The following is a 21,652-nucleotide window of genomic DNA, read 5'->3' as shown; positions in this document are numbered from 1 at the left end:
CGCTCGTCGGCGGTCCGCGATCCAGACGATCGAGGAATTGCAATGTTATTACGTTGCTTATAGGACGATCAGGCTGGCGGGAGCTGCGCACGGACCTTTCCCCGACATGTCCCCATCGATCCATCACCCCCGCTCCGGCGGGTCCGCCCCGGTCTGCGGCCTGCTCCTCACACTCCTGGCGAATCCCGCCGCGGCGCAGGAGGCCGTCACCCTGGACGAACTCTCCGTCCAAGGCGCCGAAGGCGATCCGAACCGCGTCACGCCGAACGGCCTCAACCTGCGCACGCCCGACCGGACCGCGAGCCGGATCGGCCTGACACCTCTGGAGACGCCGGCGAGCCTCGACATCGTGTCGGGCGAGACCGCCCGGCTGCGCGGCCAGGATACGATCGCCGAGGCCGTGACCCAGGACGCCACCGGCATCACCACGATCGCGGCACCCGGCAACGGCAACGGCGCCTTCACGTCCCGCGGCTTCGCGGGCCCGAACTCAATCCAGCAGCTCTATGACGGCACGCGCTTCTACGTGGGTGCGAACACCGTCACCTTCCCGTTCGACACCTGGAACGTCGAGCGGATCGAGGTGCTGCGCGGGCCGTCCTCGGTGCTCTACGGCGACGGCGCCATCGGCGGCGTGATCAATGTGGTGCCGAAGAAACCGGTCTTCGTGCCGATCAATACGGCCCGCGCGGTCATCGGGACGGACGGGGTTGCGCGGCTCGCCCTCGATTCCGGCGGGGCGCTCGGACAGGCCGAGTTCGGCGACACCTTCGCGTACCGCCTGAACGTCAGCGGCAACCGCGCCGACGGCTGGGTCCGACCGGAGGGGGATTTCCGCAACCTCGCGGTCTCGGCCGCCCTGCTGTTCCAGCCGAGCCCCGACCTCGCGTTCACGCTCAGCCACGATCTCGGCTACCAGGAGCCGGCGCGCTACTGGGGCACGCCGCTCGTCGGGGGCCGGATCCCGGACCTGATCCGGTTCAACAACTACAACGTCCGCGACGCGAAGATCACCTGGGCCGACAACTGGACCCAGCTCAAGGCCGAGTGGTCGCCCTCGGCGGACATCACGGTGCGCAACACCGCCTATCGGCTGACCAGCCGGCGCCATTGGCTCGACGTCGAGCAGTATTCCTACAACCGCGGCTCCGGGCTGGTCGACCGGAGCGACGATCTGGAAATCTATCACAGCCAGGAGCAGGTCGGGGACCGGCTCGACGCGAGCCTTAAGGGCAGCCTGTTCGGCTTGCCGAACGCGTTCGTGGCCGGCTTCGACGTGAACCACATCGACTTCCGCCACACGAACAACTTTTACTTCGACCAGACCACCAGCGTGCCGCTGACCGGCTACGATCCCGGTTATTTCCCGCAGGACGGTCGAGCGCGGCCGGCCTACGCTACCCAGACGAGCCAGGCCTCGGTCTTCGCCGAGGATCGCGTGATATTATCCGACAGGCTGTCGTTCCTCACCGGGGTGCGCCTCGACGTGCCGACCCTCCACCGGGAGGATCTGCAGACGGGATCGCAATTCGAAAAAACCTACCGCGCCCTCGGCTACCGGTTCGGTCTCGTCTACAACCCGACGCCGGACAGCGCGCTCTACGCCCAGTACAGCGTCGCCACCGACCCGGTGAACAGCCTGATCACCCTGTCGCAGTCCCTGGCGGGCTTCAAGCTCGCCACGGGTGACCAGATCGAGATCGGCGCCAAGGGTCTCGCCTTCGACGGCGCCCTCGAATGGACGGTCGCCGGCTACCGGATCGTCAAGGACAACCTGATCTCGGCCGTGCCGGGGCAACCGACGCTCTCCACGCAGGTCGGAAGCCAATCCTCGCAGGGGTTCGAACTGGCGCTGGGCTGGCGGTTCGCGCCAAGCTGGCGGCTCGACGGCAACGTCGCGCTCCTGCACGCGCAGTACGACCGGTTCGACCAGACCGTGAGCGGCGCCACCGTCTCGTATGCCGGCAACCAGCCGATCGACGTGCCCGAGCGCGTGGCCAACCTCTGGCTGACCTGGGATCCCATCCGCGACTGGACCGCGCGGATCGGTCTGCAGAATGTGGGACAGGTCTACAGCGACTTCGGCAACACGGCGCGGCGCCCGGCCTACAGCCTCGTCAACCTCGTCCTCGACCATCAAGTGACGGCGGAATCGCGCCTGAGCCTGCGCGTCTACAACCTGTTCGACAAAGTCTACGCGATCAGCGGCAACGCCGCGAACGGGGTGGGAACCAATTGGCTGCTCGGGCGGCCAAGATCGGTCGAGGTCGCCTACACGGTGACGTGGTGAGGCGGCCGCGCCGGGTCGCGAAGGCGGGGCGGCGCTGGCTGCTCCTGTTCCACCGCTGGGCCGGAATCGCCGCGGGGCTGTTCTTCGCCCTGTGGATCGGCTCCGGGCTGGTCATGCTCTATGTGCCGTTCCCGACGCTCACCGAGACAGAGCACCTGGCACGGCTGGATCCGATCGCCTGGGATCGGGTGTCGGTTGCGCCGGACGACGCGCTCCGCGCCGGCGGCCTCGTCGGCGTACCCGCGGCCTTCGTACTGGAGTTGCGCGGGGCGGAGCCCGTCTACCGGATTAGCCAGCACGACGGGACCCGGGCGACGGTCTCGGCGCGGACCGGGGAACGGCTTGGGCCGGTGACACCCGGCGAGGCGCTGCGTCTCGCGGCCGCGGGCTTTTCGGATGCGGGCGCCGAGCCGGTGGAGCGCGACCAGTGGACCGTCACGGCCCGGTACGATCCGCTCCGGCCGTTCCTGAAGGTTGCCCTCGGCGATCCGGCGGGAACCGAACTCTACGTGTCTCAGGTCACCGGCGAGATCGCCCTCGACACGACCCGGTCTGAGCGGGCCTGGAACTGGGTCGGCTCGGTGGCGCACTGGATCTACCTCACGCCCCTGCGCGCCCGCGCGGAGCTGTGGCGGACGCTCCTGCTCTGGCTGTCGGGGTTCGCGTCCCTCGTTGCGCTGAGCGGCCTCGCGGTCGGGATCTGGCGGCTGCGCCTCCGGCGACGCTACGCGGGCGGCGCCGTGACGCCCTATCGGGGGCTCGCGCGCTGCCACCACCTGCTCGGCCTCGCGGGCGGGATCGGCCTGGGCGCGTTCATCGTGAGCGGCTGGATCTCGATGAACCCGAACCGCTGGTTCTCGTCGGTCCGGCCGTCCGCGGAGTTGCTTTCCGCCTATGCCGGAACGCCGCCGCAGCTCGGGCTCAACCCGCGGCAGCTGCAGGTTTTCGCCACGCCGGAGACCCGAAGCCTGCGATTTGCCGCCATCGGGGGAGACTGGTGGATCGTCGCCCAGGCGCCGGAGCGCGTCAGCGCCGCCGGGGCGGAGGGCGGCCACCTCGAAGCCGGCACCATCGCCCGTGCGGCCGCTCGGGCTGTGCCAGGCGGCTCCCTGCGGGCGGCCAGGCAGCTCTCCGCCTACGATGCCTACTGGTATCCCCACTGCGCCGATCCGCGGCCGCTCCCGGTGCTGCGCCTGCGCTTCGACGATCCGGCCTCGACCTGGCTCCACATCGACCCTCGGGACGGGAGGATCCTGCAGCGGCTGGATCGCTCGGGCCGGATCAGCCGCTGGCTGTTCGATGCCCCGCACCGCCTCGACCTGCCGGGGCTCACCGGAAACCGCCTGCGCCACGATGCGGGCCAATGGATCCTGAATCTCCTGGCGGCGGCCGTCGCGGTGACCGGGATCGTTGCGGGCTGGCGCAGGCTGCGGCGGACCCCGTCCGCTCCGGGGAGGTCAGGCGGGTTCTGAAAGCCGATCGATTAGCGGCTGCTGCGTCGCCCAGCCGCAAGCGCCGCAGCCGACCGGACCGAACGTCAGCCGTGGCACACGCGCCGCGGACGAGGAGGGGCCGCCGGACATCCCGTGCCGATGGCGGCAGCCTGCGCGTGCCGTGGCGAGAATGCCCGATCACGCCTCGAACAGGGATCCCTGTCGGGTCGCCGCGGCACGCGCGCTGGCTCGCCGTCCGGGCGTGGGGGACGCGGGCGTGCTTCCGCGACGCCCGGGCTTTGGCGGCAGGGACGGATCGGATGTCCCCTCGGGCACGGCGGCGACGGTCCCGTCGGAGAATTGGAGGCTGAGGCGGGCGGCGGCGGCGGCCTCCGCAGCCCGGCGGACCGGCAGGCCGGCGGCGTCGCGCACCAGCACGTAGCCGCGGTCGAGCACGGCGCGGTAGCTGAGCGAGCCCAGGAGCTGCGCCAGGCCCTCCAGACGGTCACGCCGTCGCTCGACACCGCGCGCACCGGCCTGGGCGAGCCGGTCGGACAGGGCGAGCAGCCGGTCGGCGCGGCGGGCCTGGAGGGCGCGGGCCCGCTCCAGGCTCGCGTCACGGGCCACGACGAGCCGGCGCCCGAGCTGGACCAGGGCCTCGCCCTTGCGCTGCACGTCGTTGCGCAGGGCGGTCAACGGCCGGTGATCGATCCGCCCCAACCGCGCGCGGGCGTTGGCCAGCGCCACGTCGGGGGAGCGCCGGGCCATCCGGTCGAGGAGGAGCTGGAGCCGGGCGCGGTGGCGGCTGGCGCCCGCGGCCAGCGCCGGGGCGAGGCGGGCTTCCGCGAGGTCGAGCCGCTGGCGTTTGGCCGCCAGGAGGGCGTCGGCGCCGGGCAGCGCCCGCCCGAGCGCCCGCAGGTCTGCCCGGTCGCGCTCGATCCGGCGCCCGACCGCGCCGATGCCCCGGGCGGAGAGGTCCGCGACCGTGGCGATCAGGTCGGCCCGGACCGGCACGGCCATCTCGGCGGCCCCCGTGGGGGTCGGGGCGCGGCGATCGGAGACGTAGTCGATCAGCGTGGTGTCGGTCTCATGCCCCACCGCCGAGATCAGCGGGATCGCGCTCTCGAAGGCGGCGCGGACCACGCATTCCTCGTTGAAGGCCCAGAGATCCTCGATCGAGCCGCCGCCGCGGGCGACGATCAGCACGTCCGGGCGCGGGATCGGACCGCCCTGCGGCAGCGCGTTGAAGCCGCGGATCGCGGCCGCGACCTCCTCGGCCGCGCCGTCGCCCTGGACACGCACCGGCCAGACCAGCACGGGCCGCGGGAACCGATCCTCCAGCCGGTGCAGGATGTCGCGGATCACGGCCCCGGTGGGTGAGGTGACGACGCCGACCACCCGCGGCAGATAGGGGATCGCCCGCTTGTGCTCCGGGGCGAACAACCCTTCCGCGGTGAGCTGTTTCTTGCGCTCTTCCAGCAGGGCCATCCAGGCGCCGAGGCCCGCCGGCTCCAGGCTCTCGACCACGATCTGGTACGAGGACTTGCCCGCGAAGGTGGTGATGCGGCCAGTGGCGATCACCTCCAGCCCCTCCTGGGGCTTCTGGCGCAGACGCCCGAACACGCCCTTCCAGACCACCGCGTCGATCCGGGCCTGCCCGTCCTTTAGGGAGAAATAGGCATGGCCGGAGCCGTGCTGCCCGCGGTAGCCCGAGATCTCCCCGCGCAGGCGCACATGCCCGAACGCGTCCTCGAGGGTGCGCTTGAGGGCGCCCGCCAGATCGCCGACCGTCCATTCCGGCTGGTTGGCGGTGAGCACGCTGGTCGGCGGGATATCCGAAGCGGGCTGGGACGCGGGGCGCGGGGGCGGCACGAGGGGCATGGCGGGACGCTAGGCGGCCTGCGTCGCAAGGTCAAAGTCCGGGGCCGGCCTACTCGACCGCGAGTTCGCGCGGCGCGTCCGAGATCGCGACCCGCGGCACCAGCAGCGACAGCACGAGTGTCAGCGCCGCCACCGCGAAGACCGTCCAGAAGGTGCCGTGGAGCGCGTGCTGGAGTCCGGCCCGGATCGCGTCGCCGCCGGCGCCCAGGCTTCCCGGATCATCGAGGAGGCGCCGGAGCTGGTCGGAATCCACCGCCGGCCCGCTCGACGGGTGCGCGAGCCGATAGTTCAGCACGGCCCCCAGCACGGTGGCCCCGAGGGTCGAACCGAGGTTGCGCGCGAAGATGTTCGAGGCGGTGGCCGCACCGCGCTGCGCCCAGGCGACGCTATCCTGGATGATCACGATGGCGGCGGTCGACAGGAAGCCCATGCCGAGGCCCATCACGACCGAACCGCAGGCCGCCACGACCGGCGACGTGTCCGGTGTCAGCGCTATGAAGGCACTTGCGCCGAGCGGCAGCAGGCCCGCGCCGATCAGCAGGATCGGGCGCAGGCCGAAGCGTACGAAGCTGCGCGCCGCCGTGGTGGCACCGATCGGCCAGCCGAGCACCATCAGGGTCAGGGTCAAGCCGGCGATCAGGGGCGATTGCCGCAGCACACCCTGAACGTACATCGGCAGGAAGGCCGTGAGACCGATCACCGTCATGCCGGAGAGCAGCGTCGCGGTGTTGGCGGTGGCGATCGGGCGCTGCATCCACAGGCGGATATCGAGCATCGGGTCCGGGGCGCGCCGCTCCTGGAGCACGAACAGGATTGCGGCGATCACGAAGGCCACGCCCGGCCACAGGGCGGCGGCGGGCGAGTCCCCCGCGGCGGTCAATGCCATCATCAGCGCCGCGATGGCGGCGGTCAGCAGGGCCGCGCCGAGGGCGTCGGTCCGGCGGCGGCTTCGCTCCACGCCCTCATGCAGGAAGCGCAGGAACAGCCCGGCCGCGATCAGACCGATGGGCAGGTTGATCCAGAAGATCCAGGACCAGCTCAGATGGCCGATGATCAGGCCGCCGACCAGCGGGCCGGCCACCGAGGAGATGCCCCAGACGCTCGCGAGGTAGCCCTGGATCCGGCCGCGCTCCCGCGCCGAATAGAGGTCGCCGACCACCGTCAGGCTCACCGGCTGGATCGCCCCCGCGCCGATGCCCTGCACCAGGCGGAACAGGATGAGCGAGGGCATCGACCACGCGAGTCCACAAAGCAGGGAGCCGAGGAGGAAGACCGCGATGCCGAACATCAGCACCGGCCGGCGCCCGTAGAGGTCGGACAGCTTGCCGAACACCACCGTGGTGGCCGTCTGGGTCAGCAGGAAGGATGCGAACACCCAGGCGTAGAGATGCAGGTCGCCGAGCTGCCCGGCGATCTGCGGCATCGCGGTGGAAACGATCGTCGCCTCGATGGCGATCATGAACATCGCCGCCATGACCGCGGCGAGGACCAGCGGGCGGCGCGTCTGAGGGGGAATCGACATGGCGCCGATCTAGGCCCCGGCGGGCACGTCACCCAGTTTCCCGGCAGCGCAGTGCGGCCTCCGCCGCGACATTTGTGCGGCAGCGCACATCAGCAAGGCAGGAGAGCCGCCCGAAGCGCATGGGCGCGTTCCGGAGCGGCTTTCAGGACCATTTCTCCGCTGCGCCGACCGGGCGATCCGATCAGGTTGTCCCGGCCTCGCTGTTCGAATCCAGGTCCCGGCCGCGGGTCTCCGGCAGCAGGAAGGCGGCGACTGTCCCGATCAGGCTGAAAGCCGCAAGGTAGTAGGCGGGCGCGAGCCGGTCTCCCGTCGTGGCGATCAGCCAGTTCACCATGTAGTTGGTGCTGCCGCCGAAGACCGAGACCGCGACCGCATAGACGATCGACAGGCCGGCACTGCGCACCGCCCGGGGCAGGGCCTCCGGGATGCCGACGATCACCGCGGCGGCGTTGATCGACGACAGCGCCGAGAGCAGGAACGTCACCGCGTAGACGCTGGCGGCGCTCGGCGCCTGGACCACCCAGGCGAAGGCCGGCACGGACAAGATCAGGATCGCCGCCCGCGGCCAGATCATCACGGGCCGCCGGCCGACCCGGTCGGCCAGCCAGCCGCCGAGCAGCGGGAACGCCACCGAAGCGAGCCCGAGCGCGATCGGCACCGCGGTGGCGGCGGTCTCGCTCAGGCCGAGGGTCGCGCCGGCATAGACCGGCATGTTGGTGCCGACCGCGTTGGATACCGTCGAGGCGGAGATGACCAGGAAGGTCAGCCCCAGCAGGCGACCATGCTCGCGCAGGAGCCGGCCGACCACCGCGAGGGTCGAGGTGGCGGCGTTCGGATCCTCCTCGGCGCCGGCGGTCTCCGGCAGATGGCTGCGGATGATCAAGCCCACCGGCACCACGCCGAGACCGAGCAGGAACATCAGCCGCCAGCCCCAATCCGCCATCGCGTGCTCGCCGACGGACAGCGCCAGGATGGTGGCCACGATCCCGGCGAACAGGGCGGCGCAGCCCTGGCTGGCGATCTGCCAGCTCGTCACGAAGCCGCGCCGATCCGGTGGGGCCGCCTCCAGCAGATAGGCGGTCGACGGGCCGACTTCGCCGCCCAGGGCGAGGCCCTGGATGAGCCGCCCGACGATGACGATCACCTGCGCCCAGCCGCCGATCGCCGCGTAGGACGGGCAGGCGGCCAGGATCAGCATGCCGAGCGCCATCAGCGCGATGGTGATCAGCATCGCCGGCTTGCGCCCGGCGCGATCCGCGAAAGCACCGATCAGGGCGCCGCCGATCGGCCGCATGACGTAGCCGACGCCGAACAGGGCGAGGGACGCGAGCAAGCTGTGGGTCGGATCGGTGGCCGGGAAGAACGCCGCCCCGATGGGCTTGGCGAAGAAGGCGTAGACCGTAAAATCGTAGAATTCGAGGGCGTTGCCCAGCACCACGGCGCCGACTGACTTGCGGTCGAGAGCCGGGTGCGCCGTCGCGCCGGGATGCGGGGCGGTCCGGGCGTCCATCATCGCCCCCCGTCGACGGGGTGCTGAGCGATGCCGCCGGTGACCGGCGCGGCGCCATCCGCCAGGGCCTCGTCGTAGCCCGCGAGCCAGAGCGTGCGGGCCTGCGTGCCCTCCGCGTAGGGGCAAGCCTCCCGGGCCAGACCCTTCCCGGGGGCGGCGCGGCCGAGCGCGTGTGTGTCGAGGTCGTTGGGGGGTGAATCCATTCGGCGCGGGTCCTTGGCTGGCACGTCGTCTCGAAACCGTGCTGACGGCCTCCCGGGGAAGGCGACGCGCATCAAAAGCGACAGCGGCATGCCGGTTCCTGGAACCTGGGCCGCCGCGCTGACGCCTCCGCCGCGATGTAGGGCGCAGGTTGCGCCGTCGTCAGTGCAGGATGGGATCGTCCGAGATCGGCAGGGTGACGGCCTCGCTGAACGGAAATTCCAGCACCACGTCGCCGGCCGCGTCGGTGACCACCAGGCACGCGGCCATCAGCCGGGTTTGATCCTGGCCGTCCCGCAGGGCGGCGCGGATCGTGCGGCGCGCCGCCTCCCAGGCCTCGTCCGGATCGCGCAACGCGATCCCGGTCGTGTCGCTGATCCGCTCATCGCCGATCTGCGTGTGGAAGAAATAGTGCGGCATTGTCTTCACCGATGGCGGAGTGTCCGGCTCGGGCACCGCGTACAGGTGGGCTTCGATTCGGTCCGGCGCATCACCCTGCCGCCGGGAACGGCGTCGACCGGTGGATCCACGGACGGCTCAGCTGTTGGCCGACCGCGCGTCCGGCGCCGTGGGGACGGGCCGGAGCGTGCGCACCTGAGCGGACCCGGATCCGGCGCGATGATGCTTCTCCATCAACATCAGCGGCCGCAACTCGGGCTCGGCGAAGTCGAGGAGCCTGGCATTGCGCCAGCGCGGCTTGCCGGCGCCGCGGCCGAACCACCGCGGGCGCTCCTCCTCGACGAGCAGCACGAGCCGCCCCGTCCAGGATTTCCGAAACCAGAACCGCCCGGTCAGCGACATGATCCGGTCTCCTCGCAAAAGGGCGCCTGCGACGGACGGCGATACCGGCCGCACCCTGTATCGATTCAATACCAAACTTGGCTGATGAAGTCCCGAAAGATCGGGTCGAATAATGGGACTACACACACGGTCCGAGCCGTTCCGCCCGGATCTCCGGCCGCGGCTCAAGCGGCGAAATGGCGGGCGAACAGCACCAGCACGGCGAGCCAGACGAGGCCGGATACCCCGTACACGAAGCCACGCAGGAAGGCGGATTCGAGCGCCGCATGCGCGGAATGCCGATCCGCTCGCGCAGCACCCGGCTTCGCTGGCGCCGACCTGTGCCGGGCCGCGGGCGGGGGCGCGACGAGCAGGCGCGTCAGGCTTTCCGGAAGGGATCGGTCATCGGGATGCACGGCGCTATGTGGAGTACAGGGCTCAGGCCCGGGCCGACAAGGCCTTCGTCGTCACCGGCATCCGCCGAGACAGACGGCGCCCACCCGCCGATCTCTGAACGGGTGACGGAGGCCCCGCGCGGCGGCCCGATGCGGCTTCCAAGTGCCGCAGGGAGCCGAGAGCCGGGCTGCGGGTTAAGGCCTATGGCGGCCGGATAAGATCGCCAATCCCGGGCCTCGGTGGTCGGCTTCGTGAGGCTTGGCCGTTGCGCCGGGCCTGTGGATTCAATTAGAGCTATTCCAGGCAGGCGAGCTCTGCCTCACAGTGCTGCCGCGACGGCGGCCAACAGGAGGAAATCCATGCGTTCACTGGTTTTCGGCGCCGTCCTCGCCGCGCTGATCCCGCTCTCCGCTCAGGCCCAGGAGGCCGGAGACGCGGCCGCAGGCGAGAAGGCGTTCGCGCCCTGCAAGGCGTGCCACAACTTCCAGAAGAACGGCGTCGGTCCGGACCTGAAGGGTGTCGTGGGCCGCAAGGCGGGCACCTACGAGGGCTACAACTACTCCGCCGCGATGAAGGGGTCCGGCATCACCTGGGATGAGGCCAACCTGCACGAGTGGCTGAAGAACCCCAAGGCGAAGGTGCCCGGCACCAAGATGATCTTCCAGGGCTACCCGGACGACAAAAAGATCAACGACGTGATCGCCTACCTCAAGACGCAGTCCTGATCCCGGATCACGGCTGACGCGATCCGGGGGTGGCCGAAGGGCCGCCCCCGGATTCGTTCAGGACAACCTATTCCGTGATGAGGCCCGCCTGCAGGCCCATCCGCAAGGTTACGAGGTCGTGCAGCAGGGTCTCCCGGCCCGCCGCGTCGAGGCCGGTCAGGCCGCCGGCGTCATCGGGGATGCAGGCGAGGAGGTCGCGCAGCTTCGCGCCGGCCGGCGTCAGGAAGATGCTGACCTGACGCTCATCGGCCCGGTCCCGGGCGCGGCGCACGCGCCCCGATGCTTCGAGGCGTTTCAGCAGCGGCGTCAGGGTGCCGGAATCGAGGAACAGGCGATTGCCGATCTCCTTGACGGAGAGACCGTCCTGCTCCCACAGCACCAGCAGAACCAGATATTGCGGATACGTCAGTTCGTGGCGGCCGAGCAGGTTGCGGTAGGCGCGCCCGAAGGCGTGCGCGGCGGCGTAAACCGCGAAGCACAGTTGATTGTCGAGACGCTGCCGCTCCTGCGTCGAAGGCTGGTCGGCGGTCGCGTGACCCGCTCGATTCGGCGCAGCGCCGCTCTGCAAAGCAGTCGGGCCTGGCATAGGAATGCTCTCTCTCTAGTATAACGGGCTCGCGTACCGGTATGGCGGAAAGCCTCTCTTATGCAGTTCGCCACACCAGTACAATCGGCGTAATCGGCGCGGAACGCGACCACGATGGTTGTAGCGCGGCGTTCAGCCGTCCATCAGCGGGTGCAGATCCCGTACCATTGCCTTCAGCCGCTCATCGAGGACGTGCGTGTAGATCTGCGTCGTCGAGATATCGGCGTGGCCGAGCAGCTCCTGCACGATGCGCAGATCGGCCCCGTTCTGCAGGAGATGACTGGCGAAGGCGTGGCGGAGGACGTGGGGGCTGACGCGGTCGGGCCGCAAGCCGGCCTCAAGGGCCACGGCCTTGAGGTCGCGGGCGAAGGCCTGCCGGGTCAGATGGCCGCTGTCGCTGTCCGCCGGAAACAGCCACGCGCAGTCCTCGGGCACGGCCGCGAGATGGGCCGACATGGCGGCACGGGCCGCCTCGGTCAGCGGCACGAGACGCTCGCGGCCGCCTTTTCCCTTGATGAACAGGTATGGCTCGAGGCTCGCCCCCGCGGCCCGGGGCAGGGCGACGAGTTCGGAAACCCGCAGGCCGGTGGCGTAAAGGAGTTCGAGCAGGCAGACCATCCGCCGCGCCCGCCGGGCCGGGCCCGGCGACTCCCCGGTGCCCGCGGAGGCCTGCGCGACGGCGAGGAGCCGGTCGACCTCGGCGACGGACAGGATCTTCGGCAGGACCCGGCCCCGGCGCGGCCCCGACACCGCGACGCTCGGATCGGCCTCGACGACGCCCTCGGCATACAGGAACTTGTGGAAACCGCGCACGCAGGACAGCCGCCGCGCCGCCGACGAGGCCTTGAGACCGCGGATGTCCAGATCGGCCAGGAAGCTCCGGAGCGCGCCGGCATCCACCTCCTCCAGCGCGATCCCGATTCGGGCGAGGTAAGCGAGGTAATCGTCGAGGTCGCGTCGATAGGCGGCCAGCGTGTTGGCGCCGGCACCCCGCTCGGCGGCCATCATGTCGAGGTAATCGGCGACTTCCGGGGAGGGCGTCGGACCGGGGTCGCCGCCCGCGGCCACGCTCAACGGCTGCCCGGCTGCAGCTTCGCGGCGGGGATGGTCACGCTCATTTCCCGGGGGGTCGGCTGAACGAAATTCGCGAGCGCGAACATCGCGGCGAAGACGAGACCCGCCAGGATCGCGAGGATGGCAAAGAAACGGAACAGGGTCGGCACGTCGGTCGAACCTCGGGCGGGCGCTGCGGGCGGCGGGAATCGGCGGCGGGCATGGGGATGCGCGGCGGTTCTCTTCGCGCCGACGCGGGTGCCCGGTTTCCACCACGCGATCAAGGCGCTGACAAGGCCCACGACGACACAGCGATGCGTTTCGCTGGCCGCTTGAATCGCGCTAAGAGCCTGCCGCAGGATGCGAGATCGCCCGGGGCCGTGCGCCCGGGGCGGCGGCGCGGCGTTGGGGGCGCCGGACGGATGCGGTGCAGGGGTCGATGCAGGAGCCGTTGAACGAGGCGGAGGGTGGCGAACCGATCGAGGCGCGGCTGCGCCGGGCGCTCGGCCCGCGCTCGATCGTGCTCGTCGGCCTGATGGGCGCGGGCAAGAGCACCGTGGGCCGTCGCCTCGCGAGCCGCCTCGGCCTGATCTTCAAGGATGCCGACATCGAGATCGAGGCGGCGGCCGGCCTGACGATCCCCGATATCTTCGCGATCTACGGCGAGCCGAGTTTTCGCGACGGCGAGGAGCGGGTGATCTCCCGCCTGCTCCGGGCCGGCCCCCTGGTGCTCGCCACCGGCGGCGGCGCCTATCTGCGCGAGGCCACGCGGCGGCGCGTGGCGGAATCCGCGGTCTCGGTCTGGCTCAAGGCCGATCTCGACGTCCTGATGCGGCGGGTGCGCAAGCGGGGCAACCGGCCGCTGCTCCAGACCGACGATCCCGAGGCGACCATGCGCGACCTGATGGCGGTACGCCACCCGGTCTACGCCGCCGCCGACGTGGTGGTGATCTCCCGCGAGGTCTCGCACGACCGGGTCGTTCAGGACGTGCTCGAAGCCCTGGATACCCATCTCAACGGGGCGCGCACCGTCTCCGTCGCCGCACAGTAGGATTGAGCGAGTCCGTCCGTGACCGAGCCTTCGACCCATCCCGATCCCTTGACGGTCCACGTGCCCCTCGACGGAGGCCGCGCCTACGACATCCGGATCGGGCGCGGCCTGATCGACGCCGCCGGGCCGCCTGTGGCAGCGCTCGGCGGACGCCGGGCCGCGATCGTCACGGACGAGACTGTCGGGGCCCTCTATGCCGGCCGCCTGCGGGCGAGCCTGGAGTCGAGCGGCCTCCAGGCCGGCATCGTGACGGTCGCGCCCGGCGAGGGCTCGAAATCCTACGCGGGCTACGCGGCCGTCTGCGACGGCCTCCTGGCGCTGAAGGTCGAGCGCGGCGATCTCGTGGTGGCCTTGGGGGGCGGCGTCGTGGGCGACCTCGCCGGCTTCGCGGCCGCGACCCTGCGGCGCGGCGTCCGCTTCGTGCAGGTGCCGACGAGCCTGCTCGCGCAGGTCGATTCCTCGGTGGGCGGCAAGACCGGGATCAACGCGCCCCTGGGCAAGAATTTGATCGGTGCCTTCCACCAGCCCCGCCTGGTCCTGGCCGATACCGCGGCCCTCGACACCCTGTCCGAACGCGAGATGCGCGCCGGCTACGCCGAGGTCGCCAAATACGGGCTGATCGCCGATGCCGGCTTCTTCGACTGGTGCGAGGCGAACTGGCGCGGGATCTTCGCCGGCGGCCCGGAGCGTGAGGCGGCGGTGGCGTCCTGCTGCCGGGCCAAGGCGGCGGTGGTGACCCGCGACGAGCGGGAGGACGGCGAGCGGGCGCTGCTCAATCTCGGCCACACCTTCGGCCACGCCCTGGAGCGCCTGACCGGCTACGACCCGGCCCGGCTGGTCCACGGGGAGGGGGTGGCGATCGGGCTCGCCCTGGCCTTCCGCTTCTCGGCCCGGCTCGGGCTATGCGCCGGCCAGGAGGCGGGCCGCGTCGCCAACCACCTCGCCCTGGCCGGCCTGCCGACCCGCCTGCAGGCGGTCCCGGGCGGATGCGGCGGCGCCGAGGCGATCCTCGACGCCATGGCGCAGGACAAGAAGGTCCGCGACGGCGCGCTGACCTTCATCCTCGCCCACGGGATCGGGCGGAGCTTCATCGCCCCGGGCGTCGACCGGGCCGAGGTGGCGGCATTCCTGCGCGACGAGTTGGCGGCGGATCGGGTCGCCTGACGCCGTTCGGGGCGCTTCCGGCCTTGCCTATCCCGGGTCGGACGGCTAAGAGCCTGCCACGTCCGGCGCAGCCGATCTCGCGCCGTTCACGGCCCCACCGGGGCCCGGGCCGCAATAGCTCAGCTGGTAGAGCACCTCATTCGTAATGAGGGGGTCGGGGGTTCGAATCCCTCTTGCGGCACCACTCCCGGTCAAACCATCGCCAGCACCGCCGCGATCAGCGCGACCCCGACGGCCAGCCACGCCGCGTAATCGCCGATCAGGCCGCTGTGCAGCACCTCCAGGGCGCGCGTCGGCGCTGATTGCGTCACGCTGACCGGCCGGACCACCAGCGCCGGCAGGGTCTTGCGGAATAGCCCGTAGCCGGCGCCCGCCAGGGCGGCGATCAAGGAGGCCCAGGGCAGCCAGGCGGGCCCCTCCGCCAGAGCCTCCACCGCCGGGCGGTGCAGGAACGCCGAGGCCGCCCGCGGGAGGGCATGCCCGATCAGATCCGCCGGCAGCCCGATATCGAGGGCCAGCAGCACGCAGCACGGTCCCAGCATCAGCCAGAGCGGCCGGTTGGCCTTCTCGCGCTCGTCCTCGCTCGGCGCCCCGGCCTCGTCGCCCGGATCCGGACCGAGCCCCAGGAAGATGCGACCGGCCGCCCGCAACACCGCCGCCCCGGTCAGCGCCGCACCGATGGCGCCGGCCGCCAGGGCGATCCCGTGACCCTGCTGCGCCAGCCCCCCCTGGACGAGGCGCGTGCCCTGGTCGAGTACGCCGAGCGGCAGGCCGCAGAGCAGCAGCCCGGCCAGCCCCATGGCGATCCCCGCCGGCCAGATCCCCCGCCCGAGGCCGCGCAGGGCGATCTCGTCGATGCTGGCCTGCGTGGCGAGCAGGATGCCGGCGATCATGAACAGGGCGCCCTTCACCAGCCCGTGTCCGACCACGTAGACCAGCATGCCGCCGGTCCCGCCCGCCGAGAGGGCGCCGATGCCGGTCAGCATGATCCCGGCATGGGAGATCGTCGAGAAGGCGAGCATCCGCTTGAGGTGACGCTGCAGCAGCGCCATCCAGCCGCCGAGGAGAGCGGTGACGCCGCCGAGTCCGATCAGCAGCACCGGCAGGGCGTGCTGGACCTGTCCGGAGGCCCCGAACACGACCGCACTCACCTTGGCTAGGCCGAACAATCCGAGCGAGACCATCGAGCCGGAGAAGATCACCGAGACCGGGCTCGGCGCCACCGCGTGGGCATCGGCGAGCCAGAACTGGAACGGCACGATCGCGCCCTTGATCATCAGGGCCGCCGCCACAAGGCAGAAGGCTCCGGCCACCACCGGATCGCGCCCGCCCCGGGCCACCGCAGACGCGATGCCCTCGAAGTCCAGCGTGCCGGTCTGGGCGTAGATCAGCCCGATGCCGCCGAGCATCAGGAACCCCGCGAGGCTGTTGACCACCGTGAAGTTGATGGCGCCGGCGAGCGCCGATTCCGCCAGGTGGTAGGCCGTGAGCGCGAAGGCGGCGACGCTCATCACCTCGAACCACACGAACAGGTTGAACATGTCGCGGGTGAAGCAGAACCCGACCATGGCGGCCAGGAACAGGAGCATCAGGATCTGGAAATGACCGTGGGTGCGGTCGAAGAAGCCCCAGGCGAACACGAAGGTCAGGGCGTAGAGCAGGCCGATGAAGGCGGCGACCCAGCCGCTCGCCTCGTCCACCGAGAATCCGATCCCGAGATGGACGCCATCCCGCGGCTCCCATCCGCCGAACCAGTACACCAGGGGCCCGTCGGCGGCGTGCAGGGCGATCGTCCCGCAGAGGATCGCGACGCCGAGGGCGGCCAGCGTCGCCAGGATGTCGGGGAGGCGGCCCGGCAGCAGATGCGCGGTGGCGAGCAGCGCCGCGCAGACCACGAGCGGGAGGGCGACCGGTAGGGGCAGAAGCGCGGCGGGGAAGGCGGTCACGATGTTTTCCCCGCGCCGTCGTCCGCGCGGCCCGAAGCCTGGTCGCTCCGGGATCCACCACCCGCGCGCATCGGCCGGAGCTTCTCCGGGTCTAGGCTGCCGCCGCGCTTGTAGGCCTGAATCGTCAGGACCAAGAGGAGGGCGGTGAGCGTCGCCCCGACCACGATGTCGGTCAGAACCAGCGCCTGCATCACCGGATCGACCGCGGGGGTGCCGGGCGGGTGGTCGTAGAAGATCGGCGCGATGCTGCCCCAGCGGTAGCCGAGGCCGAGCAGCAACACGTAGGTCGCCGATTGGCAGATGCCGAGGCAGCCGACGAGATGAATGAAGTTCCGGCTGGTGGCGATGCCGTAGAGGCCGATCCCGAACAGCCACGCGGCGACCGCGTAGGGCAACATCGTCACGCCGATTCCTCTCCTGGCTCGTCGGGCTCGTCCGCCGCGCGGGTCTCCTCCATGAATTCCAGGAAGAGCTGCGTGAACCCGCCCGTCACCGCCAGGGCGACGCCGAGATTCTCGACCAGCATCAGCCCGCCGGAGAACAGGTCGCGGAAGGTGCCGAGCGGCAGGACATTCTGCATGAAGGCGGCGCCGGTGAGCATCGGCGCCAGCCCGCACAGGGCGAAGAGCAATGCGCCGCCCCCCTCCATGGCGTCGAGCCAGTGGCTGCGGATCGCGTCGCGCCAGCCGGCATAGCCCTCGCCGAGGTAGATCAGCAGCGTGGCGGAGGCGAGGATCACGCCGCCCTGGAAGCCGCCCCCCGGCGTCACGGTGGCGTGCACCACCACGTAGAGCCCGAACAGGGCGGTGAGCGGCCCGGCGATCCGGCAGGCGAGCACGACGGCCTCGGAGCGCGGGATCACGGCGCGGCCGGGCCGGCGCATGGCGTGCTCAGTGTTGCCCTCGCCGCGGCGGCCGCGCAGCAGCACCACCGTGCCGGTGATGGCGGCGAGCAGCATGAACTCCTCGCCGAGGGTGTCGAGGCCGCGCAGGTCGAAGTTGATGGCGCTCACCATGTTGGCGACGTGCCGCGCCTCCGGGGTGATCGCGTTGATGCGCTCGCCGTACTGCGCGATCGTCGCGCCGAAGGGCGGCAGCCCGGCGATCACCGTGGCCGCGCACGGCAGCAGGATCAGGCCCGCCAGGGCCAGCAGTGCGACGCGGATCCGCGGGCTCACGGTTTCTCCTCGGGGGGTTGGGTCCGCACCGCCATGAGTGCCACGAGGAACAGGAGCGGGACCGCCGCCGCGCCCACCGTCAGTTCCGACAGGGCGACGTCGGGGGCCTGGAGGGCGTCGAACAGGATCGCCAGGACGAGGCCGTTGACCGCGATGGCGAAGACCTGCCGGACGGGGTCGCGCACCAGCACCACGGCCGTCCCGGAAATCGCCGTCAGCAGGAACAGGAGCGGCAGGATCACCGTCATGCCGAGCGGCCCTCGCGCATCAGCACGGCGCGGCCGGACACGTGCGACAGCACCGCCGCCCAGGATAGGTACACCACCATCATCAGGAGGATCTTCAGGGAGCGCCCGGAGATGCCGTCGGCCAGGAAGGCCGCCACCGTGACCAAGCCGGAGGCCGTGACGTTCAGGAAGGCGAGGGCGTGGAACCGGTCGAGGGCCCGGGGCAGGCGCCACAGGGCCAGGGCGGACAGCCATGTCGCCGCCACCGCGAGGCCGAGCAGCACGCCGATGACGACACTCATATCCAGCGCTCCAGGAAGACCGCGAGCAGCAGGGTGCCGGGCAGGTTGAGCAGGACCAGGGTGAGGGCGAGGTCGGTGATCGAGGCCTGGTCGGTGGCGAAGGCCATCAGCGTCAGGATCAGCACCGTGACGCTGCCGGCAAGCTGATAGGCCGCGAAGCGCTGGCCGGGCCGGCCGCGCCACGCCAGCGCCGCCGCGAGCATCATCGGCGGCAGCAGCCCTAGGATCGCGGCCGTCCAGATGCTCATGACGCCGAGTCCTCCAGGGCGTGCGTCGCCACGGTCCCGTGTTCGCGGTCGAGGGTCAGGACGTAGCTGTCCGGGGCGAGGGAAGCGGCGAACAGGCCGACGGCGCGCGCGGCCGGAGCCGTATCGCCGTGCGGCGTCGCCCACGCAATCTCGGCAGCACTCCGGTCACGGGTCGCGCCGCCCTCGGCGCGGCCGAGCAGGGCCTTTATCAGATGCAGTCCGACCCGCGCGGTCTGCCGGGGCATGCCGACGAGGGCCGGCCCGACCGGCCGGAGCGCTGCCCGGTCGAAGCGGAACCGCACGCCGCCGCGTCGACCCGCGACCCACCACCAGGCCGTGCCGAGGGTGGCGCAGACCACCGTGGCGAGGCCCTCGTTCACGCTCAGGGACCCGGCGAAGACCAAATAGGCCAGGGCAAGGGCGATCCAGATCGCGACCGCGTCGCGCGTCGACCGTTCCTTGATGCCGCTGATCGGTCCTGCCCGCATCGATCCCGCCCGGGGCACGTCCCGCGGAAGCGTGGCCATGCGCTGCCCGACCAAACGTGGCCGCGGGCGCCAGCGTTCCCGGAACCCGACGACACGGTTCCGTGTAGGGCCTGTGAGAGCCTGATACACGTTATCCCAAAAGTTGCTGCGCCTGCTGACGCCCTGCGGCGCAGGACCTCCAGAGACGGGGGTGGGTGGGACATCCGTGATCGAGGGCACGGGCAGGCACAGGAACATGCGATGACAGCCGAGATCCTCACCATCCGCTTCGTGCACGAGGGCTGGAGCCGGTTCGGCATCGCGCAGGTGCGCCTCGCCGACGGCGCGGTGGTCGAGCGGGAGTTCGAGGATCATGGCAACTCGGTGGGCGTGCTCCCCTACGATCCCGAGCGCCGGGTCGCGACCCTGGTGCGCGAGCTGCGGGTGCCGCCGCTGTTCGCCGCCGGCGAGCAAGTCCAGCTGGAGGCCCCGGCCGGCCTGATTGACGACGGCAGCCCGGAGGAGAACGTCCGCCGGGAGGCCCTGGAGGAGGTCGGCCTGCTCCTGACCGCGCTCGAATTCATCGGTGCGACCTATTCCTGCGCAAGCCTGACCACCGAGAAGATTCACCTCTACCTCGCCCCCTACCGCCGGTCGGACCGGGCCGAGGCGGGGGGCGGCGCCGCGGGCGAGCACGAGAACATCAGGTTCGTCGAGATGCCGCTCGCCGAACTCGCTGGCCTGGCCGACCGGGCCGAGATCACCGACCTCAAGACGCTCACCCTGGTACTGGCTCTGCGCGCGCGCCATCCGGAGCTGTTCCGCGCGTGAGAATCCGCTATCGCGTTATCGCCCAGGGGTTGCTGACCGCTGCGGTGCTCGCCGGGGTCGCGTGGATCGCCTTCCACCTGCGCTGAGGCCGGCGCAAGCTCACGAGTCAGGGATCAATGGCATGAGCGATGACCCAGGACACGCCGAACCGCACGGGCTCGACCGCGGGCTGACCAATTACGGCGACCGCGACTTCGCCCGCTATCTGCGCCGCTCCTTCGCCCGCTCGATGGGCATCTCGCCGGGGCTGCTGGACAAGCCGGTGGTCGGCATCGCCATGACGCCGTCGGGCTTCAACAATTGCCATCGCGGCATGCCCGAGCTGGTGGAGGCGGTCTCCCGCGGAGTCCTGGCCGCCGGCGCCCTGCCGCGGCCGTTCCCGACCGTGTCGCTCGGCGAGGTTTTCCTCAACCCGACCAGCATGATGTACCGCAACCTGATGGCCATGGACACGGAGGAGATGATCCAGGCCCAGCCGATGGATGCGGTCGTGCTGATCGGCGGCTGCGACAAGACCGTGCCGGCCCAGCTCATGGGTGCGGCCTCGGCGGGGCTCCCGGCGATCCAGCTCGTGACCGGGCCGATGTCGACCGGCCGCCACCGGGGCCAGCGGCTCGGCGCCTGCACGGATTGCCGGGGCTTCTGGGCAAAGTACCGGGCTGGAACCGTCGATGCGGAGGAGATCGCCGAGGTCGAGGGACGGCTCTCGGTCACCGCCGGCACCTGCGCGGTGATGGGCACGGCCTCCACCATGGCGTGCATCGCGGAGGCGCTGGGCATGTCGCTGCCCGGCACGGCCGCGATCCCTGCGGTCCATTCCGACCGGCTGGTGGCCGCCGAGGAGACCGGCCGCGCGGCGGTGCGGTTGATCCAGTCGAAGATCGCGCCCGCGCAGGTCATCACCCGCAAGTCGGTGGAGAACGCCATCCGGGTGCTGATGGCGGTCTCGGGTTCGACCAATGCCATCGTCCACCTCACGGCGATCGCCGGACGGCTCGGCATCCGCATCCCCTATGCGCGCTTCAATGAGATCTCCGACGCGACGCCGGTGCTGGTCGACCTGAAGCCGGTGGGCGAGGGCTACATGGAGGATTTCCACGCGGCCGGCGGGATGGGTGCGCTGCTGCGCGAATTGCGCCCGCTCCTGCACCTCGACACCGTGGACGTGGAGGGCCGGACGCTGGCCGAGCGCCTGGACGAGCCCACCGGCTGGGTCGACCGCGCGGTGATCCGCCCCTTCGACAACCCGGTCTCACCGCTGGGCGGGCTGGTCGCGCTCACCGGCAACCTCGCCCCCGAGGGCGCGATCTTCAAACGCGCCGCCGCAACGCCGGAGCTATTCGAATCGGAAGGGCGGGCGGTGGTGTTCACCGGCCTGGAGGACCTGAGCCGGCGGATCGACGATCCGGACCTCGATGTCGCACCCGGCGATGTCATGGTGCTGCAGAATGCCGGCCCGCACGCCGCCGGGATGCCGGAGGCGGGCTACCTGCCGATTCCCAAAAAACTCGCCCGGGCGGGGGTGAAGGACATGGTCCGCATCTCCGACGCCCGGATGTCCGGCACGGCCTTCGGGTCGATCGTGCTGCACATCGCCCCCGAATCCGCCATCGGCGGCCCGCTGGCCGCGGTGCGCGACGGCGACCGGATCCGGCTGTCGATCCGCGAGAAGCGAATCGACCTGCTGGTGGAACCCGAAGAGATCGCGCGACGGCTCGCCGGCCACACGCCGCCGCCGGCCCCGACCCGGGGCTACAAGGCGCTCTACCGGCGCACCGTCACCCAGGCCCCCGAGGGCTGCGACTTCGACTTCCTGATGGGGGAGGGGCGCGAGGGCTGAACCACCCGGCTTGATCGCCGGG

24 protein-coding genes and 1 tRNA gene are annotated in these 21,652 nt (G+C 71.0%); 8 read left to right on the top strand and 17 right to left on the bottom strand.

Annotation, left to right across the window (positions count from 1 at the left end):
• Window positions 1-106: 106 nt before the first annotated feature.
• Window positions 107-2,290 (top strand): TonB-dependent receptor, encoded by a 2,184-nt coding sequence (locus tag AC3IF3_RS04075; protein ID WP_489227405.1) that lies wholly within the window; start codon window positions 107-109, stop codon window positions 2,288-2,290.
• Window positions 2,284-3,762, top strand: coding sequence for a PepSY domain-containing protein (locus AC3IF3_RS04070; RefSeq protein WP_489227404.1), 1,479 nt, complete (start codon window positions 2,284-2,286; stop codon window positions 3,760-3,762). Before AC3IF3_RS04075 ends, AC3IF3_RS04070 begins: the two co-directional genes overlap by 7 nt.
• 159 nt (window positions 3,763-3,921) lie before the next feature.
• Here the strand turns inward: AC3IF3_RS04070 and xseA are convergent, their stop codons facing one another.
• The 7 genes from xseA to AC3IF3_RS04035 form a co-directional block, all read right to left on the bottom strand.
• On the bottom strand, window positions 3,922-5,604 hold the full coding sequence (gene xseA, locus AC3IF3_RS04065) for an exodeoxyribonuclease VII large subunit (RefSeq protein WP_489227402.1): 1,683 nt from the start codon (window positions 5,602-5,604) through the stop codon (window positions 3,922-3,924).
• A 49-nt stretch (window positions 5,605-5,653) separates the two neighbouring features.
• Complete coding sequence (locus tag AC3IF3_RS04060) at window positions 5,654-7,126, bottom strand: MDR family MFS transporter (RefSeq protein ID WP_489227400.1); 1,473 nt, start codon at window positions 7,124-7,126, stop codon at window positions 5,654-5,656.
• Between the two features lie 181 nt (window positions 7,127-7,307).
• A complete protein-coding gene (locus tag AC3IF3_RS04055; protein ID WP_489231234.1) occupies window positions 7,308-8,636 on the bottom strand; it encodes an MFS transporter in 1,329 nt (442 codons plus the stop codon).
• Window positions 8,636-8,839 carry a ribosome modulation factor gene (locus AC3IF3_RS04050; protein ID WP_489227399.1) on the bottom strand — a complete coding sequence of 68 codons (204 nt, stop codon included), beginning with the start codon at window positions 8,837-8,839 and terminating at the stop codon, window positions 8,636-8,638. The genes AC3IF3_RS04055 and AC3IF3_RS04050 overlap by 1 nt, the downstream gene beginning before the upstream one ends.
• A gap of 160 nt (window positions 8,840-8,999) precedes the next feature.
• Window positions 9,000-9,257, bottom strand: a complete 258-nt coding sequence (locus tag AC3IF3_RS04045) for a DUF6894 family protein (RefSeq protein ID WP_489227398.1) — start codon at window positions 9,255-9,257, stop codon at window positions 9,000-9,002.
• A 117-nt stretch (window positions 9,258-9,374) separates the two neighbouring features.
• Window positions 9,375-9,638, bottom strand: coding sequence for a hypothetical protein (locus AC3IF3_RS04040; RefSeq protein ID WP_489219811.1), 264 nt, complete (start codon window positions 9,636-9,638; stop codon window positions 9,375-9,377).
• Window positions 9,639-9,802: 164 nt separating this feature from the next.
• Complete coding sequence (locus AC3IF3_RS04035) at window positions 9,803-10,033, bottom strand: hypothetical protein (protein ID WP_243972133.1); 231 nt, start codon at window positions 10,031-10,033, stop codon at window positions 9,803-9,805.
• 339 nt (window positions 10,034-10,372) lie between these two features.
• Here AC3IF3_RS04035 and AC3IF3_RS04030 point away from each other — a divergent pair, with 339 nt between their 5' ends.
• Window positions 10,373-10,738: a c-type cytochrome gene (locus tag AC3IF3_RS04030; RefSeq protein WP_243972131.1), complete on the top strand. Its 366-nt coding sequence runs from the start codon at window positions 10,373-10,375 to the stop codon at window positions 10,736-10,738.
• Between the two features lie 67 nt (window positions 10,739-10,805).
• Here the strand turns inward: AC3IF3_RS04030 and AC3IF3_RS04025 are convergent, their stop codons facing one another.
• The 3 genes from AC3IF3_RS04025 to AC3IF3_RS04015 all read right to left on the bottom strand — a co-directional run bounded on the left by AC3IF3_RS04025 (window position 10,806) and on the right by AC3IF3_RS04015 (window position 12,547).
• Window positions 10,806-11,324: a MarR family winged helix-turn-helix transcriptional regulator gene (locus tag AC3IF3_RS04025; protein ID WP_489227396.1), complete on the bottom strand. Its 519-nt coding sequence runs from the start codon at window positions 11,322-11,324 to the stop codon at window positions 10,806-10,808.
• A 132-nt stretch (window positions 11,325-11,456) separates the two neighbouring features.
• Entirely contained in the window at window positions 11,457-12,392 is a 936-nt protein-coding gene (locus tag AC3IF3_RS04020; RefSeq protein WP_489231233.1) for a site-specific tyrosine recombinase XerD, read from the bottom strand.
• Between the two features lie 2 nt (window positions 12,393-12,394).
• Window positions 12,395-12,547 carry a histidine kinase gene (locus tag AC3IF3_RS04015; protein WP_243972125.1) on the bottom strand — a complete coding sequence of 51 codons (153 nt, stop codon included), beginning with the start codon at window positions 12,545-12,547 and terminating at the stop codon, window positions 12,395-12,397.
• 269 nt (window positions 12,548-12,816) lie between these two features.
• Between AC3IF3_RS04015 and AC3IF3_RS04010 the strand changes: the two genes are divergently transcribed.
• From AC3IF3_RS04010 to AC3IF3_RS04000, 3 genes are all read left to right on the top strand, one after another.
• A complete protein-coding gene (locus tag AC3IF3_RS04010) occupies window positions 12,817-13,428 on the top strand; it encodes a shikimate kinase (RefSeq protein WP_243972123.1) in 612 nt (203 codons plus the stop codon).
• Window positions 13,429-13,446: 18 nt separating this feature from the next.
• Window positions 13,447-14,592, top strand: coding sequence for a 3-dehydroquinate synthase (gene aroB / locus AC3IF3_RS04005; RefSeq protein WP_489227393.1), 1,146 nt, complete (start codon window positions 13,447-13,449; stop codon window positions 14,590-14,592).
• Between the two features lie 108 nt (window positions 14,593-14,700).
• Window positions 14,701-14,776, top strand: a tRNA-Thr gene (locus AC3IF3_RS04000).
• Window positions 14,777-14,783: 7 nt separating this feature from the next.
• Here AC3IF3_RS04000 and AC3IF3_RS03995 read toward each other — a convergent pair.
• From AC3IF3_RS03995 to AC3IF3_RS03965, 7 genes are read right to left on the bottom strand one after another with little or no spacing between them, the layout of a single operon-like run.
• Window positions 14,784-16,538: a complex I subunit 5 family protein gene (locus AC3IF3_RS03995; protein ID WP_489227392.1), complete on the bottom strand. Its 1,755-nt coding sequence runs from the start codon at window positions 16,536-16,538 to the stop codon at window positions 14,784-14,786.
• The gene (locus AC3IF3_RS03990) at window positions 16,535-16,936 is read right to left on the bottom strand and encodes a sodium:proton antiporter (RefSeq protein WP_489231232.1); all 402 of its coding nucleotides are present in this window, start codon (window positions 16,934-16,936) and stop codon (window positions 16,535-16,537) included. Before AC3IF3_RS03990 ends, AC3IF3_RS03995 begins: the two co-directional genes overlap by 4 nt.
• A gap of 2 nt (window positions 16,937-16,938) precedes the next feature.
• Window positions 16,939-17,715: an MnhB domain-containing protein gene (locus AC3IF3_RS03985; RefSeq protein WP_489219804.1), complete on the bottom strand. Its 777-nt coding sequence runs from the start codon at window positions 17,713-17,715 to the stop codon at window positions 16,939-16,941.
• The gene (locus AC3IF3_RS03980; RefSeq protein ID WP_243972117.1) at window positions 17,712-17,963 is read right to left on the bottom strand and encodes a Na(+)/H(+) antiporter subunit B; all 252 of its coding nucleotides are present in this window, start codon (window positions 17,961-17,963) and stop codon (window positions 17,712-17,714) included. Before AC3IF3_RS03980 ends, AC3IF3_RS03985 begins: the two co-directional genes overlap by 4 nt.
• The gene (locus AC3IF3_RS03975; protein ID WP_489227390.1) at window positions 17,960-18,244 is read right to left on the bottom strand and encodes a monovalent cation/H(+) antiporter subunit G; all 285 of its coding nucleotides are present in this window, start codon (window positions 18,242-18,244) and stop codon (window positions 17,960-17,962) included. The genes AC3IF3_RS03980 and AC3IF3_RS03975 overlap by 4 nt, the downstream gene beginning before the upstream one ends.
• The gene (locus AC3IF3_RS03970) at window positions 18,241-18,492 is read right to left on the bottom strand and encodes a monovalent cation/H+ antiporter complex subunit F (RefSeq protein WP_489227388.1); all 252 of its coding nucleotides are present in this window, start codon (window positions 18,490-18,492) and stop codon (window positions 18,241-18,243) included. The genes AC3IF3_RS03975 and AC3IF3_RS03970 overlap by 4 nt, the downstream gene beginning before the upstream one ends.
• Complete coding sequence (locus tag AC3IF3_RS03965) at window positions 18,489-19,019, bottom strand: hypothetical protein (RefSeq protein WP_489227386.1); 531 nt, start codon at window positions 19,017-19,019, stop codon at window positions 18,489-18,491. The genes AC3IF3_RS03970 and AC3IF3_RS03965 overlap by 4 nt, the downstream gene beginning before the upstream one ends.
• A gap of 201 nt (window positions 19,020-19,220) precedes the next feature.
• Between AC3IF3_RS03965 and AC3IF3_RS03960 the strand changes: the two genes are divergently transcribed.
• Together AC3IF3_RS03960 and AC3IF3_RS03955 are read left to right on the top strand one after the other, a co-directional pair.
• Complete coding sequence (locus AC3IF3_RS03960; protein ID WP_489227385.1) at window positions 19,221-19,790, top strand: NUDIX domain-containing protein; 570 nt, start codon at window positions 19,221-19,223, stop codon at window positions 19,788-19,790.
• A gap of 121 nt (window positions 19,791-19,911) precedes the next feature.
• A complete protein-coding gene (locus AC3IF3_RS03955; RefSeq protein ID WP_489227383.1) occupies window positions 19,912-21,630 on the top strand; it encodes an IlvD/Edd family dehydratase in 1,719 nt (572 codons plus the stop codon).
• The last annotated feature ends 22 nt before the right edge of the window (window positions 21,631-21,652 follow it).

It is taken from the genome of Methylobacterium sp. J-118, assembly GCF_057836565.1.
This window is presented reverse-complemented; position numbering and strand designations above follow the sequence as displayed.

Bases quoted from the DNA above. Each gene is read 5' to 3' on its own strand.
- AC3IF3_RS03960 (WP_489227385.1), top strand. From the start codon at position 19,221: ATGACAGCCGAGATCCTCACCATCCGCTTCGTGCACGAGGGCTGGAGC.
- AC3IF3_RS04025 (WP_489227396.1), bottom strand. From the start codon at position 11,324: ATGCCAGGCCCGACTGCTTTGCAGAGCGGCGCTGCGCCGAATCGAGCG.
- AC3IF3_RS04060 (WP_489227400.1), bottom strand. From the start codon at position 7,126: ATGTCGATTCCCCCTCAGACGCGCCGCCCGCTGGTCCTCGCCGCGGTC.
- AC3IF3_RS03975 (WP_489227390.1), bottom strand. From the start codon at position 18,244: ATGAGTGTCGTCATCGGCGTGCTGCTCGGCCTCGCGGTGGCGGCGACA.
- AC3IF3_RS04045 (WP_489227398.1), bottom strand. From the start codon at position 9,257: ATGCCGCACTATTTCTTCCACACGCAGATCGGCGATGAGCGGATCAGC.
- AC3IF3_RS03980 (WP_243972117.1), bottom strand. From the start codon at position 17,963: ATGACGGTGATCCTGCCGCTCCTGTTCCTGCTGACGGCGATTTCCGGG.
- AC3IF3_RS04030 (WP_243972131.1), top strand. From the start codon at position 10,373: ATGCGTTCACTGGTTTTCGGCGCCGTCCTCGCCGCGCTGATCCCGCTC.
- AC3IF3_RS04075 (WP_489227405.1), top strand. From the start codon at position 107: ATGTCCCCATCGATCCATCACCCCCGCTCCGGCGGGTCCGCCCCGGTC.
- AC3IF3_RS04050 (WP_489227399.1), bottom strand. From the start codon at position 8,839: ATGGATTCACCCCCCAACGACCTCGACACACACGCGCTCGGCCGCGCC.
- AC3IF3_RS03965 (WP_489227386.1), bottom strand. From the start codon at position 19,019: ATGGCCACGCTTCCGCGGGACGTGCCCCGGGCGGGATCGATGCGGGCA.
- AC3IF3_RS03970 (WP_489227388.1), bottom strand. From the start codon at position 18,492: ATGAGCATCTGGACGGCCGCGATCCTAGGGCTGCTGCCGCCGATGATG.
- xseA (WP_489227402.1), bottom strand. From the start codon at position 5,604: ATGCCCCTCGTGCCGCCCCCGCGCCCCGCGTCCCAGCCCGCTTCGGAT.
- AC3IF3_RS03990 (WP_489231232.1), bottom strand. From the start codon at position 16,936: ATGTTGCCCTACGCGGTCGCCGCGTGGCTGTTCGGGATCGGCCTCTAC.
- AC3IF3_RS04010 (WP_243972123.1), top strand. From the start codon at position 12,817: ATGCAGGAGCCGTTGAACGAGGCGGAGGGTGGCGAACCGATCGAGGCG.
- AC3IF3_RS03955 (WP_489227383.1), top strand. From the start codon at position 19,912: ATGAGCGATGACCCAGGACACGCCGAACCGCACGGGCTCGACCGCGGG.
- AC3IF3_RS04040 (WP_489219811.1), bottom strand. From the start codon at position 9,638: ATGTCGCTGACCGGGCGGTTCTGGTTTCGGAAATCCTGGACGGGGCGG.
- AC3IF3_RS04055 (WP_489231234.1), bottom strand. From the start codon at position 8,636: ATGGACGCCCGGACCGCCCCGCATCCCGGCGCGACGGCGCACCCGGCT.